This is a genomic window from Erythrobacter sp. JK5, assembly GCF_018205975.1.
In the GTDB taxonomy this organism is placed as follows: Bacteria; Pseudomonadota; Alphaproteobacteria; order Sphingomonadales; family Sphingomonadaceae; genus Erythrobacter.
The window spans coordinates 1101819-1117349 of sequence record NZ_CP073577.1 but is presented as its reverse complement, the minus strand read 5'-3'; the positions used below and the strand labels follow the sequence as shown (position 1 = coordinate 1117349).

Here is a 15531-nt window from a genome sequence, read left to right as displayed (position 1 = left end):
GTCATTCCGGCGTGCTCGCTGGCAGCCGTTTCGTGCGGGCAGCCCGACGCACCGCCATTGGTCGAAATCCTGGTCGACCGCTTCGATGCTCCTGCATGCGCCGACGCCTCACCTGTCGCCAGCATGGGGAAGACCGGACCGGAGGGCAGCGAAGTGATCCGCGCCTATACCGCCGATGCAGAATGCCTCGACAGTCTCGTGGACGGGATGACCACCATCGGGTTCAAGAAAAATGACGCGGGTGTTTTCGCTTTCCAGAACAGTCGCGGCGGGTCTGAGACCGTTACGATCAAGCGCACGCCAGACCGCAAAAGCGGCGGCATCGAATGGGAGGATATCAATCCATGACACGCCGCGTGGGACTTTACCCGGGCACGTTCGACCCGATTACGCTGGGCCATGCCGATATCATTCGGCGCGGAGCGAAGCTGGTCGATCGGCTGATCATCGGAGTAACGACCAATCCTTCGAAAAACCCGATGTTCTCGACCGAAGAGCGATTTGCCATGGTCGAACGCGAAGTCGCGGGCCTTGGCCTCGACAATGTCGACGTCGTCGGATTCAATGCGCTGCTGGTGAAATTCGCGCAGCAGCAGGGGGCGAGCGTCATAATCCGGGGGCTGCGGGCGGTCGCCGACTTCGAGTACGAATACCAGATGGCGGGCATGAACCAGCAGCTCGACGACGACATCGAGACGGTGTTCCTCATGGCCGACGTCTCCCTGCAGCCGATCGCATCGAAACTGGTCAAGGAAATCGCGCTGTATGGCGGCGACATCACGCCGTTCGTCAGCCAGCCGGTATGCGAGGATGTGGTCGCCCGGGTCGACAAGATCGGCCGCAAGGGCGATTTCTGAACCATGCCGTTCGATCGCCCGTCGATGGCGGGGGATCATTCATTGAAGTGTCAGGCGCGGGTGGCTAAAGCCCGCGCAGATTTGGACAACACCGTGAAAGCCAACATGATAAAGACTCTGCTTGGCGGCGCGACCGCCCTCGCGCTGTTCGCCGTGCCCGCTGGGGCATTCGCGCAAACGCTGGAGAACCAGGACGACCAGGAGGTCGTCAACGATACCAGCCAGCGCACCTATCCCGGGATCAATTACAGCGTCGCCGAGGATCGCGAGAACATCTGGGTGCTGGACCTGTCGAACGGAGAGCGGGTGCAGATCCGCCTGATGCCGCAATGGGCACCGGACCATGTCGATCGTATCAAGACGCTGACCCGGCAGGGGTTTTACGATGGCGTGGTGTTCCACCGCGTGATCGATGGTTTCATGGCGCAGGGCGGCGATCCGACCGGGACCGGGCAGGGCGGTTCGCAGCTTCCCGACCTCGAAGCCGAGTTCAACCCGATGCCGCACGTGCGCGGAACGGTTTCGATGGCGCGTGCGACCGAAGAGAACAGCGCCAACAGCCAGTTCTTCATCGTGTTCTACCCGCGGTTCAGCCTCGACAAGCGCTACACCAATTTCGGTCGGGTGATCGCCAACATGGCGGCGGTCGATGCAATCAATCGCGGCGAACCCCCGCAAAACCCGACGCGCATCCTGCAGGCCTCGCTCGCCAGCGACAACCGCCCGCAGCCTGCGCCGCAGGCACCGCGCGTCGAGCAGGACATCACCGCCGATCTGCTGAACGCGCCGTTGCAGCAGCAATAGGGCTGGCCGCGACCCCCCCCCGCGCACGCGGGGCATCATGTCAAAGCCGACCACATTCGAAAGAGGTTCCCGCCTATGCGGGAACTCTCTATGGCGCGCGCCATGAAAGTCGACCTCTTCGATTTCGAGCTTCCGCCCGAGCGGATTGCGTTGCGACCCGTTCGCCCGCGCGATGCGGCGCGTATGCTGGTCGTGCGCGCGCAAGGCCCGTTCGAAGATCGCGGCGTTAGCGACCTGCCCGACCTGCTCGAACCGGGCGACGTGCTGGTCTTCAACGATACCCGCGTGATCCCGGCGCAGCTTGAAGGGCGCCGGGCGGGCGGTGAGGCAAAGATCGGTGCGACCCTGCACAAGCGTATCGATCTGCGCCGCTGGCAGGCATTCGTGCGCAATGCCCGACGCGTGAAGCTGGGCGACCAGCTGGTATTCGGGGGCGGCGTCACCGCGATTGCCGAAGCACGGCAGGCCGACGGTTCGCTGACGTTGATGTTCGAAGGCGAGGAACCGGTCGAGGTCCTGCTCGATCGCGCGGGCACGATGCCGCTGCCGCCCTACATCGCGGGCAAGCGCGCGGTCGACGAACAGGACCTCGCCGATTACCAGACGATGTTCGCGAAGGAAGACGGGGCCGTCGCTGCGCCCACCGCTTCGCTGCATTTCACCGACGCCTTGGTCGATGCAATCGACGCACGCGGGATCGGGCGCGAAACGCTCACGCTGCATGTCGGCGCAGGCACGTTCCTGCCGGTCAAGGCAGACGACACCGACGATCATGCGATGCATTCCGAGTTCGGGCGGATTTCGGCCGCCACCGCCGCCCGGCTGAATGCGGCGAGGAACGGGGGAGGTCGCATCATCGCGGTCGGCACCACCGCGCTGCGCCTGCTCGAAAGCGCGGCGCAACCCGATGGCACGATTGCGCCGTTCGAAGGCGACACCGATATCTTCATCACCCCCGGCTACCGCTTCAGGGGAATCGACGGGCTGATGACCAATTTTCACCTGCCCAAATCGACCCTGGTGATGCTGGTGAGCGCGCTGATGGGCCGCGAGCGCATGATGGCGGCTTACGATCACGCGATCGCCAGCGAGTATCGTTTCTATTCGTATGGAGATTCTTCGCTGCTCCTGCCGTGACGGACGCTTGCATTCGCCCGGCACTGTGCCACATGGCGCACCGTGACCGATGCGATCCTCTCAGTATCCAGCCTCTCGAAGGTCTATTCGGGCGGCGTCAAGGCGCTCGACAATGTCGATCTCGACATTCGCAAGGGCGAGATTTTCGCGCTGCTCGGCCCCAACGGCGCGGGCAAGACGACGCTGATCGGCGCGGTATGCGGGCTGGTGCGGCCCACTTCGGGCACGATCTCAGCATTCGGATACGATCTTGCGAAAGACTGGCGCGCGGCCCGTGCCCGGATCGGACTGGTCCCGCAGGAGCTCAGCACCGACATGTTCGAAACGGTGCAGCGCGCGGTCAGCTATTCGCGCGGTCTGTTCGGACATGCATCCGACAAGGCGAGGATCGAGGAAGTCCTGCGATCGCTCAGCCTGTGGGACAAGCGCGACAACCAGATACGCGAGCTTTCGGGGGGGATGAAGCGCCGGGTGCTGATTGCAAAGGCGCTGGCGCACGAGCCGGACCTGCTGTTTCTCGATGAGCCGACCGCCGGCGTCGATGTCGAGCTGCGCAAGGACATGTGGGCGCAAATCAGCGCGCTGCGCGAGCGCGGGACCACGATCATCCTCACCACTCACTATATCGAGGAGGCCGAGGAGATGGCCGACCGGGTGGGGATCATCCGCAAGGGGCAGATCCTGATGGTCGACGAGAAAAGCGCGATGATGGAGCGGCTGGGGCGGACCGAGGCGCTGATCGCTCTGACGCAGCCGCTTGCCGAGCTGCCTTCGAGCATCGCCGCTTACCCGGTCGAGCTGCGCGAGGGCGGCCTGCAGCTGTGTTATCGCGGCGGCGACGGATCGGGCAAGGGCCGGGAGGAAGTCGCCGCGCTGACCAAGGCGCTGGTCGAAGCGGGCATCGATTATCGCGGGATCGACATTCACGACAGCTCGCTGGAGGATATCTTCGTGGGCCTCGTTTCCGAGCGGGAGGCGGCAGAATGACCTTCAATGCCCGCGGGGCCTGGGCGATCTACCAGCGCGAGCTGATGCGGGCATTCCGCACCGCTTTCCAGTCGATCCTCGCGCCGGTGCTTACCACTTCGCTCTATTTCATCGTGTTCGGTTCGGCGATCGGCGGCCGCATGCCGGCGATCGGCGGGGTCGAATACGCAGCGTTCATCATTCCCGGCCTGCTGATGCTGACGCTGCTCGGTGAAACCACCAGCAATTCGAGTTTCGGCATCTACATGCCGCGCTTCACCGGGACGATCTACGAACTGCTGTCCGCGCCTGTCGGGGTGGCCGAAACGCTGATCGGCTTCGTCGGAGCCGCCGCGACGAAGAGCCTGATCCTGGCCGCGATCATCCTCGGCACCGCGACATTGTTCGTCGAATACGAGATCAAGTATCCGCTGCTCGCGGTCGGCTACATCATGCTGGTTGCGGCAAGCTTTTCGCTGTTCGGCTTCATTCTCGGCATCTGGGCCGACAGTTTCGAGAAGCTCGGGATCATTCCGGTGCTGATCCTGACCCCGCTGACCTTCCTCGGCGGGACATTCTACTCGCTCGATATGCTGCCCGAGCCGTGGGACACCATCGCGCTCGCCAATCCGATCGCGTTTCTCGTCAGCGGGTTGCGCTGGACTTTTTACGGCACGTCCGACGTGTCGATCGGCGTGTCGCTGGGCTTGACCCTCGGGTTCCTCGCGGCGTGCACCGCGATCATCGCCTACATATTCAGGACGGGCTGGCGCCTGCGCGAGTGACCCGGTGACGTCGCGCTTTTCCTTCGACCTTCAGGCAACCGATGGGCGTGCCCGCACCGGCACGATCCGGATGCGACGCGGCGATATTGCCACGCCGGCGTTCATGCCGGTCGGCACCGCCGCGACGGTGAAGGCGATGAAGCCTGAGAGCGTGCGCGCGACCGGGGCCGACATCATCCTCGGCAACACCTACCACCTGATGCTGCGGCCCGGTGCGGAGCGCGTCGCGCGGCTCGGCGGATTGCACGATTTCATGAACTGGCAGCGCCCGATCCTGACCGACAGCGGCGGCTACCAGGTGATGAGCCTGTCCGACCTGCGCAAGCTGAACGAGGAAGGCGTGGAATTTCGCAGCCATATCGACGGGTCGAAGCATATGCTCACCCCAGAACGCTCGATGGAAATCCAGCGGCTGCTCGGCTCCGATATCGTCATGGCGTTCGATGAATGTCCGCGCGCCGACCGCCCGCGCGACGAAATCGCGGCCAGCATGGAACTGTCGATGCGCTGGGCGAAGCGCAGCCGCGACGGGTTCGACAGCGGCGAAGAACACGCCGCGGTCTCGGCGCTGTTCGGCATCCAGCAGGGCGCGCTCGACGAGGACTTGCGCAAGATCAGCGCGGACAAGCTGATCGATATCGGTTTCGATGGATACGCGGTTGGCGGGCTAGCGGTGGGCGAGGGGCAGGAGGCGATGTTCGGCGTGCTCGACTACGCGCCCGAGATGTTGCCGAAAGATCGTCCGCGCTATCTGATGGGTGTAGGCAAACCCGATGATCTTGTCGGTGCGGTCGAGCGCGGGATCGACATGTTCGATTGCGTTCTCCCGACCCGTTCGGGCCGCAACGGGCAGGCCTTTACCTGGAACGGCCCGATCAACCTCAGAAATGCGCGCTTTGCCGAGGACACCACTCCGCTCGAGAAACGCTGCGAATGTCCCACCTGCGCGCAATATTCGCGCGCCTATCTGCACCATCTGCACAAGGCTGGCGAAATCCTCGGCGCGATGCTGCTGACCGAACACAATCTTGCATTCTACCAGGCCTTGATGCGGGCGATGCGCGCTGCCATTGCGGAGGCTCGATTTGCCGATTTTGCCGCCGATTTCCGGCGCGACTACCTTGGAAGTTCGTAACCGATGCCGAAGCTGCCCGAAGACTGTCAGGACATGATCGAGGTGCGCGAGGGTGTCGATGCGACCGACCGCGAACTGGTCGCGCTGCTGGACAGGCGGTTCGGCTACATGCGCGCGGCAGCGCGGATCAAGCAAAGCCGCGATACGGTGCGCGACGAGATGCGCAAGGCCAGCGTGATCGAAGCGGCGGTTGCGGACGCCAGGACGCGAGGGCTGCCCGAGGATGTGATCGCGCAAATCTGGGAACAGCTGGTCGAAGGTTCGATCGCCTATGAATTCACCGAATGGGATCGATTTCGCGATCCGGGCATTTCATAAGCCTCTGAAAGAGGCACAAAACAAAAGGGCGGCCCCGCAAGGCCGCCCTTTTTCGTCTGGCTGAAATGTCGGATCAGCGCGAATAGAACTCGACCACCAGGTTCGGTTCCATCGTCACCGGATAGGGCACTTCGTCGAGCTTGGGCACGCGGGTGAACTGCACCTTGTCGTTGCCGTCGGGCGCGACGTAATCGGGAATGTCACGCTCGGGCAGGCTCTGCGCCTCGATCACCAGTGCCATTTCCTTCGCCTTGCTGCCGAGGCTGATGACGTCGCCGACGTCGCAGCGGCGGCTTGCGATGTTGCACTTCACCCCGTTCACGTGGATGTGACCATGGCTGACGATCTGGCGCGCGGCGAAGATCGTCGGGGCGAACTTGGCGCGGTAGACGATCATGTCGAGACGACGCTCGAGCAGGCCGATCAGGTTCTGGCCGGTGTCGCCCTTCATCCGGGTCGCGTCCTTGTAGGTGCGGCGGAACTGCTTTTCGGTGACGTCCCCGTAATAGCCCTTGAGCTTCTGCTTGGCGCGCAGCTGCAGGCCGAAGTCGCTCATCTTGCTCTTGCGACGCTGGCCGTGCTGGCCGGGGCCGTAGGACCGCTTGTTGACCGGAGAATTCGGGCGACCCCAGATGTTTTCGCCCATCCGGCGGTCGAGTTTGTACTTGGCGCTCTTGCGCTTCGACATGAGTCTTTCCTTCAAATTTGCAGAGCGAGCCCCATCGACCCGCCATTCAACCCGGCATCGCACCGCATGGCCTGCTGCCATACGCGACCACCGCTTCACCGGGATGCGGGGTCCATTTGCGAAGGCGCGCGTCTAACAGGAATCAGCCACGCGTCAAGTTTCGAATGAAGCGACCGACACCGGTCAGCGGCGCTGGTTGAACTCGCGCCATTCGTCGGCGGTCTTGCACACCTTTGTCCCACGGCGGCTGCTCGCGTCGACCCGAACACGGCGACAGATGCGCTTTTCCTCGGCCTTGGCGTCCTTGGCCGCGTCCACTTCCGCAGTCTCGGCGGTTTCCGGCTTGGCGGTTTCATCGTTCTCGGGTTCGGACGCAAACGCCGTCGCCGCGAACAACGGGGCAGCCATCAGGATCGCAGCGCAAAGGATGCCGGTTTTCATCGTTAATCTCTTGGAATTGCTGGAGGGGACGGATCGATTAGCCGGGCAATCCGGCATTGTCTACGGTTGAAACGCGGCGTTTGCGGAAGGCGGTGTCGCTGCCAGCGCTGTGCCGCTTACTCTTCGGGGCGCGGATCGCGCTCGAGCGTGCTCAGGATGCCGCGCAGGGTCCGCACTTCAAGGTGATTCCAGCCTGGCCTGGTCAGCACGCTGCGCAACGTCCGGCGCGTCGCTTCGGCGCGGCCTTCGGGCAGGAAATAGCCACGCGGGGCCAGCATCGCGTCGAAATGCGCGATCAGACCGTCAAGCTCGTCCTGCGGGGCCGGTGGAAGCGGCTCTTCCTCGGCGGTCGGCTGCACGAGCCCGGCCTGCCTCGACCATTCGTATGCGCACAGGATCACGGCCTGCGCCAGATTGAGCGATCCGAATTCGGGGTTGATCGGCACGGTGAGGATGTGCCGCGCTAGTGCGACATCCTCGGTCTCGAGCCCCGATGCCTCGCGCCCGAACAGGATCGCATGACGACCTGGCTCGCTGTGCATCAATCGGCCGGCTTCGTCGGGTCCGACCACGGGCTTCGTCACCCCGCGCCTGCGCACCGTGGTGGCGTAGATGTGCTCGCAATCGGCGATGGCATCGGCGGTGCGTTCGAACACCTTCGCCTGCTCGAGCACGATATCGGCACCGGCGGCCGCAGGCCCGGCCGCGGGATTGGGCCAACCGTCGCGCGGATTGACGAGCCGCATCTCGGTCAAACCGAAATTGAGCATCGCACGCGCGGCCTTGCCGATATTCTCGCCGAGTTGCGGGCGAACCAGAACGATGACGGGTTTGCTGGCTGGGGCTGGCACCGTCGGTCAGTCCTTCGCGGCTTCCTGCACCGAGCTGGCGAATTCCTCGAAGTCGCGTGCTTCGGAAAAATCGCGGTAGACGCTGGCGAAGCGGATATAGGCGACGCTGTCGATCTGCTTGAGCCCGTCCATCACCATCGCGCCGATCCTGGCCGATGGCACCTCCGCCTCGCCCGACGTTTCGACTTGGCGCTGGATGCCCGACACCAGACGGTCGATCCGTTCCTGGGTCACGCCGCGCTTGCGGCAGGCAAGGGTGACGGAATGTTCGAGCTTCGAACGATCGAAGGCCTCGCGCCGGTCGCCCGACTTGACGATCACCACCTCGCGCAGCTGTACCCGCTCGAAGGTGGTGAAGCGTGCACCGCAAGAGGAGCACTGCCGCCGCCTGCGGATTGAGGTGGCGTCTTCGGTGGGCCGGCTGTCTTTGACCTGGCTATCGTCATTGGCGCAAAAGGGGCAACGCATTGCGTGTCTTACTTCTTTATCCGCAAATAGAGCGCCACGGCTGCACCGGCAATCAGGCCGAGAAACCACGCGCCATCGAGCACTATCATCCCCACCGCAAAGCCGATCGCCGCTCCGATCAGGATCGGCTTGGTCGAGGGGTGGCCGGTGCCATCCTTCGCCATCGCAGAAATCTCGGTTTTCGCGTCTTCCAGCAAATCCTGACCGTCCTCCGGAGGCGTGCCCGTCGGCCGTTCGTCGTCCGGCTTGATATCGTTCATGGCTGGCGACCCACGGCCTGCACTACATGCCCGGATAAACCGGGAAATCGGCGCACAGTCCGGCGACCCGCGAGCGCACGCTTTCCTCGACCTGCGCATCGCCCTCGGGGCCGTTCTTCGACAGGCCGTCGACCACTTCGGCGATCAGCTTGCCAACCGTGCGGAATTCGACCGGGCCGAAACCGCGCGTGGTGCCCGCAGGTGTGCCGAGGCGGATACCGCTGGTGACGAAGGGGGAGCGCGTATCGAACGGGATGCCGTTTTTGTTGCAGGTAAGCCAGGCGCGATCGAGGCCCTTTTCCGCGTCCTTCCCGGTCACGTCCTTCGCGGTGAGATCGACCAGCATCGAGTGGTTGTCGGTCCCGCCCGACACGATCCGCAGACCGTTCTCTTCAAGGCTCGCGGCGAGCGCGCGGGCGTTTTCGACGATACGATGGGCGTAGGTCTTGAACTCCGGGCGCAGCGCCTCGCGGAAAGCCACCGCCTTCGCGGCGATTACATGCATCAGCGGGCCGCCCTGAAGGCCGGGGAACACCGCCATGTTGAGCGGCTTGGTCAGCGCCTCGTCGTTCCACAGGATGATGCCCGAACGCGGTCCGCGCAGGCTCTTGTGCGTGGTCGAGGTGACGATGTCGCAATGCGGGAAGGGGGAAGGGTGCGCGCCGCCGGCGACGAGGCCGGAAATGTGGCTCATGTCGCACAGCAGATATGCCCCCACTTCGTCGGCGATTTCGCGGAATGCCGCGAAGTCCCACAACCTCGAATAAGCGGTGCCGCCGCAGATGATCAGCTTGGGCTTGTGTTCGCGCGCGGTGGCGGCGACTGCGTCCATGTCGATCAGCTCGTCGCCTTCGCGCACGCCGTAGCTGACCGGGTTGAACCACTTGCCCGACATGTTGACCGGCGATCCGTGGGTGAGGTGTCCGCCCGAATTGAGATCGAGTCCCATGAAGGTATCGCCCGGCTCCAGCAGCGCGAGGAATACGGCCTGATTCATTTGCGAACCGGAATTCGGCTGAACATTGGCAAAATTGCAGCCGAACAGCTGCTTGGCGCGCTCTATTGCCAGCGTTTCGACCACGTCGGCATAATCGCAGCCGCCATAGTAGCGTTTGCCCGGATATCCTTCGGCATACTTGTTGGTGAACACGCTTCCGGTCGCTTCAAGCACGGCTTTCGAAGCGATGTTCTCGCTTGCGATCAGTTCGATCTTGTCCTGCTGGCGCTTCAACTCGTTGCCGATTGCGGCTGCGATGTCCGGGTCGGAGGTCGCCAGGTCATCGTGCCAGAATCCGTGCATCGGATCGGTGCTGTGGGAGGGTTGCGTGCTCATTGATGGGTCTCGATGTGATCGGGCAGGGCGGGCGGGTTGCCGAGTTTGGCGACGCGGCGTTGGTGACGCCCACTGGGGTCGTCGGCATCGGCAAATTCGGTGTTGAGGAAGGTCGCGACGCAGGTCTTGGCCATTTCGATGCCGATCAGCCTTGCGCCGAGCGCGATGCAATTCGCATCGTTGTGCTCTCTCGACAGCGCAGCGGAAAGCGGCTCGGATACGAGCGCGCAGCGGGCCGCCGGGTGCCGGTTGACGCTGATCGAAATGCCGATTCCCGATCCGCACAGCGCAATGCCGAATTCGGCTGTCCCGTCGGCGATGACTTCGGCGAGCTTGTAACCGTAGTCGGGGTAATCGACGCTCTCGCCCTTGTCGGGGCCGAGATCGGCGACTTCGTGGCCCTCGTCGATCAACCATTCGGCCAGCTGGGCCTTCAGGTCGGTCGCGGCGTGATCGGAAGCAATGGCAATACGCATGCGGGCCTACATAGGGCGGCGGGCGGCGAAACTCCACCGGGCAATGCGGCTTTTCATCACCCGAAATGCGGCAAATCAACCTGCGATGAGCTTTCGCCTAGCATCGCTCAGGAACAGCGAGTTGGGCTGAGATAGGTCGCCCGGAATAAGCTTGCCGTCCACAAGCCCGAAATGTCCCAGTCCCGCATCGGCCAGAAGGGCAATCAGTCCCTCGGTAGGGTCCTCGATAATCAGCACGGGCTGGCTGCGAGCGATCGTATCGAGACCGCCTTTGATGACCGCCTCTTCATGGCCCTGGACGTCGATTTTGACGATATCGGGCGCGAGGTCATAGCTGTCGAGCGTGCGCACTTCGATCCGATGTCGCTGAATCTCAAGCAAGTGCGCATTGAACGCTGCCATCCGCTCCGGGTTCAGCCATTTCGCGGCGCTGTCGTAGTCGAGGCTGGCGAGGCCATCATATTCATATCCTCGATAGGACGGCAGGTAGAGGTCGAACTCGCCTGGCGTATCCCCCAGCGCGCAGGATTCGACCTCCACCGAGGCGTCGCCAGCAAACGTGCTCTTCAGGCGCGCCGCAAGTTGCGGGTTCGGTTCGAAGCTGACGATTTTTCCGGGCTTTGCATGGCGCTGAAGCGCGTAGATGCTCTGGCCCCAGTTCCCGCCGATATCCACCGCCAGGTCGCACGGGGCGAGCGCATCCAGCAGCCTGAATTCCGGCTCGACCCGCCAGCCAAGGTTTCGCGTCGCCCAGTTGTAGGCGGAGAACTTCGCGGTGCGGATACCCGGAAAAAAGGTCTGCACCGAACGCAGCTGGCGTTTGATCTGGTGGCTCAACATGTGGTGACCGCCCGCATCGGCGATTTTGTTGGATATCGCAACCGGATTGCACCAGCTTAGCCACAGCGGACTAACCAAGCTTTTTCGTCAGCCACTTCCACAGCTTCTCGATTTCTTTTGCGGCCTTGCCGTCAGGATCGATCTCGGCGGCGGTCTCGCCCTTTGCGCTCGAGCGGTGGAACGCGGCGCGATCGCCGAGCTCGACCGCGCAGATATCGAGCCCCATATTCTTGGCCGCCCTGCGCGCATCCTTGGTCAGGACGGTCGCGCCGGCCGGAACGCCGTTGAGCACGACGAAGGCGGGCTTATTGGCGAATTCAACCAGGTCGGCGATCGGTTCGAGCGCGTGCAGATCGAAAGCGCGCGGTTTGGTCGGGATCAGGACGATATCCGCCTGCTTGATGGCTTCGCGCGCCGCAGCATCGGCGTGGGGCGGGGTGTCGATAACGATGAAATCGACCCCGTTCTTCCTGGCGCTCTCGATCGTGCGGCCAAGCCGGGCAGGAGGGCTGGTGACGACGACGGGCAGGAAATCCCCGCGCCAGTCCCCCCACGCCGCAGCCGTCGCCTGAGGATCGGTGTCGATCACGCAACTCTCATGCCCCGCCTGAGCTGCGCGCGTGCCGAGGTGGACCGCGAGGGTGGTCTTTCCGGAGCCGCCCTTCTGGCTGACGATGGCTATGATTGGCATGGATCAATCCCGCTTTGCTGCAATGCACAATGCGTAGGTCAATTCATGCAGCTTTGCGAGAGGCGAGGTTTCCGCAATCCTCAGGCGTGCGCGGCACCCGAATATTTGGGGCAGTCGCTGCGGCACACCCCGTCATGCGACCATTCGGGCGGGCGCCAGAGATAGGCGAGCTTGTCCTGCCAGCGCTCGGCCGCGTCCGTCCGGTGCTTGAGTTGCATCAGCCCCACGAACTGCGCGGTCAGCGGATTGTAGTCGTAGGTCGGCTTGACCAGCCCCGGATTGGGTTCCTCGCCGAGATACGCCGTGCTGCCGAACAGGCGATCGAACAGCAACGTGACCTGACTGTAATTGCGATCGATATATTGCGGTTGGTTGGCGTGATGGATCTTGTGCATCTTGGGCGTCATCAGCACCCGGTCGACCCAACCGAGGCGCGGAACCCAGCTGGCGTGGTTCCAGATGCCAAAGGCGTTGGTGCATACGCTGACGGCGATGTAGATCACCGGGTCGATGCCGATGAAGGCTGCGGGGATCGCGAAGAACGCCTTGAGCTGGCCATCGAGGAAGAACCCCCGCGCCGCCGTCGAATGATTGAAGTCATTGGAAGAATGATGGATCGCGTGGAACGCCCATAGCAGCCCGATCCGGTGCGCGAGCCGGTGATCCCAGTAATAGGGGAATTCGTGCAGCACGAAGGCCAGCGGGATCGCGAGCAGCAGCGGGATGCTCTCGAACAGGCGCAGATTGTCGAACACGAGGACGTAGAGCGCCAGCGGGATCAGCAGCCCGATGACGAGGTTGATGACGCTCGACATCAGGTTGAGCCCGATCGAGCACAGCGCATCCTTGTTGTTATAATCCGGATTGCCCCGGATCGCCCACAGCCGCTCGAGGATCACGCTGCCGAAATAGACTGAGGCGAGAATCCAGAGAGCGGCGGGCCCGCCGATGAAGTCGATTGCGCTTTGCAAATTCTCCATGCGAGCGACAATGCCCAAGACAGTTCGCGTGCGCTAGCTGTCTTTTTCCAACGCCGTGTACCAGGCGGCACTATCGGTTGTCTGGTGCACGCCGGTAATCCGGCCTCCGTAGACCGGCCAGAAATGCGCAAAGCGTGCCGCAATGGGCTTTCCAGTGCTTTTGGCGGTTCCGCGATACGTGCCGTAAGCCATGATCGCATCGTCTGTCGCAGCCAGGTGTTCGACTTCGGAGTGCATGTCAAAGTGCTGCCCGATGACCCCCCAGCAATCGTGCATCATCGCATCGCGTCCTTCATAGACACCGCCGAGATCGAACGGCAGACCCGGAGTCGTGTCGCCGCGGAAATCCGGGTGGAGAAGTTCCATCAGCGTCTCACCGTCACTTGATCCGAGGGCCGCATAGAGCCGCTCGCCGAGTTTTAGGATCTCGGACATGAGCCTCCAAGCCGACCGTTACTGATCCAGGAAAGACCGCATCTTCCGCGAGCGGCTCGGGTGCTTGAGCTTGCGCAGCGCCTTCGCCTCGATCTGACGGATACGCTCGCGGGTCACGCTGAACTGCTGGCCGACCTCTTCCAGAGTGTGGTCGGTGTTCATCCCGATGCCGAAGCGCATGCGCAGCACGCGTTCTTCGCGCGGAGTGAGCGAGGCGAGCACGCGAGTGACGGTTTCCTTGAGGTTCGCCTGGATCGCGGCATCGACCGGGATCACGGCATTCTTGTCCTCGATGAAATCGCCCAGATGCGAATCTTCCTCGTCGCCGATCGGCGTTTCGAGGGAGATTGGTTCCTTGGCGATCTTCATCACCTTGCGGACCTTTTCGAGCGGCATCGAGAGACGTGCGGCCATTTCTTCCGGAGTCGGCTCGCGGCCTTCTTCGTGCAGGAACTGGCGGCTCGTGCGGACCAGCTTGTTGATCGTCTCGATCATGTGAACCGGGATACGGATCGTGCGCGCCTGGTCGGCGATCGAGCGGGTGATCGCCTGCCGGATCCACCACGTCGCGTAGGTCGAAAACTTGTAACCGCGGCGGTATTCGAACTTGTCGACTGCCTTCATCAAGCCGATGTTGCCTTCCTGAATAAGATCAAGGAATTGCAGCCCGCGATTGGTGTATTTCTTGGCGATGGAAATCACCAGGCGCAGATTCGCCTCGACCATTTCCTTCTTCGCGATGCGTGCCTCGCGCTCGCCCTTCTGCACCATGTTGACGATGCGGCGGAACTCGGGGAGCGCCATGCCGGTCTGCGCGGCGATATCGGCGATTTCGGCGCGGATGCGGTCGATCGCGTCGGCTTCCTTGTCGGCGAAGGCCGCCCACTTCTTGTCCTTCTTGGCGTTGGCCTTGATCCACGCATCGTCGAGTTCGTTGCCGACGTAGGAATTGAGGAAATCGATCCGCTTGATCTTGTGCCGTTCGGCCAGGCGCAGCATCTGCCCGCCGAGCGCGGTCAGGCGCCGGTTGAAGGCGTAGAGATTGTCGACCAGGAATTCGATCTTGGTCGCGTGGAACTGCATGCTTTCGACTTCGCCGGTCAGCTCCTCGCCGAGCTTTTCGTACTTCTTTTCCTTCGCGGCAGGGAAATCGTCTCCAGCGGCGAGCGTTTCGACGCGTTCGGCCTGCAATTTCTCGAAAGTCTTGAACAGCTTGGTGATGCGCGCGAAGCGTTCGATTGCCTCGGGCTTCAGCGCGGCTTCCATCTGGGCGAGCGAGAGGGTGTTGTCTTCCTCCTCTTCGTCGTCCTTCTTGGAGCTGCCTTCTTCGCCGTCTTCGCCCTCGGCGGTTTCCTCATCGGAGTCGTCGTCGTCATCGTCGTCGCGAATGGTCGGGCCGGCGGTCTCTTCCGAGATTTCGCCGTCGTCGTCGGCGTTCTCTTCCTCCATCTTGTCGGGCGGAGGCTCCTTGGAAAGCATCGCATCGAGATCGAGGATCTCGCGCAGCTGCATGTCTTCGTTGTTGAGCGCTTCGGACCACTGGATGATCGCGTGGAAGGTGATCGGGCTTTCGCAAAGCCCCATGATCATCATGTCGCGGCCGGCCTCGATGCGCTTGGCGATCGCGATTTCGCCTTCACGGCTGAGCAGCTCAACCGCGCCCATCTCGCGCAGATACATCCGCACCGGATCGTCGGTGCGCTCGCCCGTGCCGGTCTTCTTGACGGCGACCTTGGTATCTTTCTTGACGTCTTTCTTCTTGCCGTCTTCGCCGACCGACATTTCCTCGACCTCGGCCTCCTGTTCGGCCTCGGCTTCGGCTTCCTCGTCGCTTTCGACGATCTGCACGCCCATTTCGGAAAGCGCGGTCTGGATGTCCTCGATCTGGTCCGGGCTCATCTCGCCTGAAGGCAGCGCGGCGTTCAGCTCGTCATACGTGACGTAGCCTTTCTTCTTCGCCTTGGTGAGAAGCTTTTTCACCGACGCCTCGTTGAGGTCGATCAGCGGTGCGTCTTCGTCTAGCTTTTTCTTCTTTTTAGCGGTCGAGGCCATGTATCGCTATCAAT

Annotated in this window: 20 protein-coding genes; 8 read left to right on the top strand and 12 right to left on the bottom strand. The window is 62.8% G+C overall.

What is annotated here, in order from left to right:
- The first annotated feature begins 57 nt into the window (after positions 1 to 57).
- The 8 genes from KDC96_RS05455 (at position 58) to KDC96_RS05420 (ending at position 6002) form a co-directional block, all read left to right on the top strand.
- Positions 58 to 348, top strand: a complete 291-nt coding sequence (locus tag KDC96_RS05455) for a hypothetical protein (RefSeq protein WP_212451345.1) — start codon at positions 58 to 60, stop codon at positions 346 to 348.
- Positions 345 to 857 (top strand): pantetheine-phosphate adenylyltransferase, encoded by a 513-nt coding sequence (coaD, locus tag KDC96_RS05450; protein WP_212451344.1) that lies wholly within the window; start codon positions 345 to 347, stop codon positions 855 to 857. Before KDC96_RS05455 ends, coaD begins: the two co-directional genes overlap by 4 nt.
- Before the next feature lie 105 nt (positions 858 to 962).
- Positions 963 to 1661, top strand: a complete 699-nt coding sequence (locus KDC96_RS05445) for a peptidylprolyl isomerase (protein WP_212451343.1) — start codon at positions 963 to 965, stop codon at positions 1659 to 1661.
- A 102-nt stretch (positions 1662 to 1763) separates the two neighbouring features.
- Positions 1764 to 2798, top strand: coding sequence for a tRNA preQ1(34) S-adenosylmethionine ribosyltransferase-isomerase QueA (gene queA / locus KDC96_RS05440; RefSeq protein ID WP_212451341.1), 1035 nt, complete (start codon positions 1764 to 1766; stop codon positions 2796 to 2798).
- A 42-nt stretch (positions 2799 to 2840) separates the two neighbouring features.
- A complete protein-coding gene (locus KDC96_RS05435) occupies positions 2841 to 3785 on the top strand; it encodes an ABC transporter ATP-binding protein (protein WP_212451339.1) in 945 nt (314 codons plus the stop codon).
- A complete protein-coding gene (locus tag KDC96_RS05430) occupies positions 3782 to 4549 on the top strand; it encodes an ABC transporter permease (RefSeq protein ID WP_212451338.1) in 768 nt (255 codons plus the stop codon). Before KDC96_RS05435 ends, KDC96_RS05430 begins: the two co-directional genes overlap by 4 nt.
- A 4-nt stretch (positions 4550 to 4553) precedes the next feature.
- Complete coding sequence (gene tgt, locus KDC96_RS05425; protein WP_212451336.1) at positions 4554 to 5684, top strand: tRNA guanosine(34) transglycosylase Tgt; 1131 nt, start codon at positions 4554 to 4556, stop codon at positions 5682 to 5684.
- A gap of 3 nt (positions 5685 to 5687) precedes the next feature.
- Complete coding sequence (locus tag KDC96_RS05420; RefSeq protein ID WP_212451334.1) at positions 5688 to 6002, top strand: chorismate mutase; 315 nt, start codon at positions 5688 to 5690, stop codon at positions 6000 to 6002.
- 73 nt (positions 6003 to 6075) lie between these two features.
- On the opposite strand, the gene rpsD is transcribed toward KDC96_RS05420, so the two are convergent.
- From rpsD to rpoD, 12 genes are all read right to left on the bottom strand, one after another.
- Positions 6076 to 6690 carry a 30S ribosomal protein S4 gene (rpsD, locus tag KDC96_RS05415; protein WP_212451331.1) on the bottom strand — a complete coding sequence of 205 codons (615 nt, stop codon included), beginning with the start codon at positions 6688 to 6690 and terminating at the stop codon, positions 6076 to 6078.
- A gap of 183 nt (positions 6691 to 6873) precedes the next feature.
- Positions 6874 to 7131: a hypothetical protein gene (locus KDC96_RS05410; protein ID WP_212451330.1), complete on the bottom strand. Its 258-nt coding sequence runs from the start codon at positions 7129 to 7131 to the stop codon at positions 6874 to 6876.
- Positions 7132 to 7247: 116 nt separating this feature from the next.
- Positions 7248 to 7982, bottom strand: coding sequence for an RNA methyltransferase (locus KDC96_RS05405; protein WP_212451327.1), 735 nt, complete (start codon positions 7980 to 7982; stop codon positions 7248 to 7250).
- Positions 7983 to 7988: 6 nt separating this feature from the next.
- Positions 7989 to 8450, bottom strand: coding sequence for a transcriptional regulator NrdR (nrdR, locus tag KDC96_RS05400; RefSeq protein ID WP_212451325.1), 462 nt, complete (start codon positions 8448 to 8450; stop codon positions 7989 to 7991).
- 8 nt (positions 8451 to 8458) lie between these two features.
- Positions 8459 to 8710: a hypothetical protein gene (locus KDC96_RS05395; protein WP_212451323.1), complete on the bottom strand. Its 252-nt coding sequence runs from the start codon at positions 8708 to 8710 to the stop codon at positions 8459 to 8461.
- 22 nt (positions 8711 to 8732) lie between these two features.
- On the bottom strand, positions 8733 to 10043 hold the full coding sequence (gene glyA, locus KDC96_RS05390; RefSeq protein WP_305819766.1) for a serine hydroxymethyltransferase: 1311 nt from the start codon (positions 10041 to 10043) through the stop codon (positions 8733 to 8735).
- The gene (locus KDC96_RS05385; RefSeq protein WP_212451321.1) at positions 10040 to 10519 is read right to left on the bottom strand and encodes an RpiB/LacA/LacB family sugar-phosphate isomerase; all 480 of its coding nucleotides are present in this window, start codon (positions 10517 to 10519) and stop codon (positions 10040 to 10042) included. Before KDC96_RS05385 ends, glyA begins: the two co-directional genes overlap by 4 nt.
- A 75-nt stretch (positions 10520 to 10594) precedes the next feature.
- A complete protein-coding gene (locus KDC96_RS05380) occupies positions 10595 to 11437 on the bottom strand; it encodes an FkbM family methyltransferase (RefSeq protein WP_249171933.1) in 843 nt (280 codons plus the stop codon).
- On the bottom strand, positions 11430 to 12050 hold the full coding sequence (gene parA / locus KDC96_RS05375; protein WP_212451319.1) for a ParA family partition ATPase: 621 nt from the start codon (positions 12048 to 12050) through the stop codon (positions 11430 to 11432). The genes KDC96_RS05380 and parA overlap by 8 nt, the downstream gene beginning before the upstream one ends.
- Before the next feature lie 80 nt (positions 12051 to 12130).
- A complete protein-coding gene (locus tag KDC96_RS05370; RefSeq protein WP_212451317.1) occupies positions 12131 to 13030 on the bottom strand; it encodes a sterol desaturase family protein in 900 nt (299 codons plus the stop codon).
- Between the two features lie 33 nt (positions 13031 to 13063).
- Positions 13064 to 13465, bottom strand: a complete 402-nt coding sequence (locus tag KDC96_RS05365; RefSeq protein ID WP_212451315.1) for a nuclear transport factor 2 family protein — start codon at positions 13463 to 13465, stop codon at positions 13064 to 13066.
- 18 nt (positions 13466 to 13483) lie between these two features.
- Positions 13484 to 15517 carry an RNA polymerase sigma factor RpoD gene (gene rpoD, locus KDC96_RS05360; RefSeq protein WP_212451313.1) on the bottom strand — a complete coding sequence of 678 codons (2034 nt, stop codon included), beginning with the start codon at positions 15515 to 15517 and terminating at the stop codon, positions 13484 to 13486.
- Between the last annotated feature and the right edge of the window lie 14 nt (positions 15518 to 15531).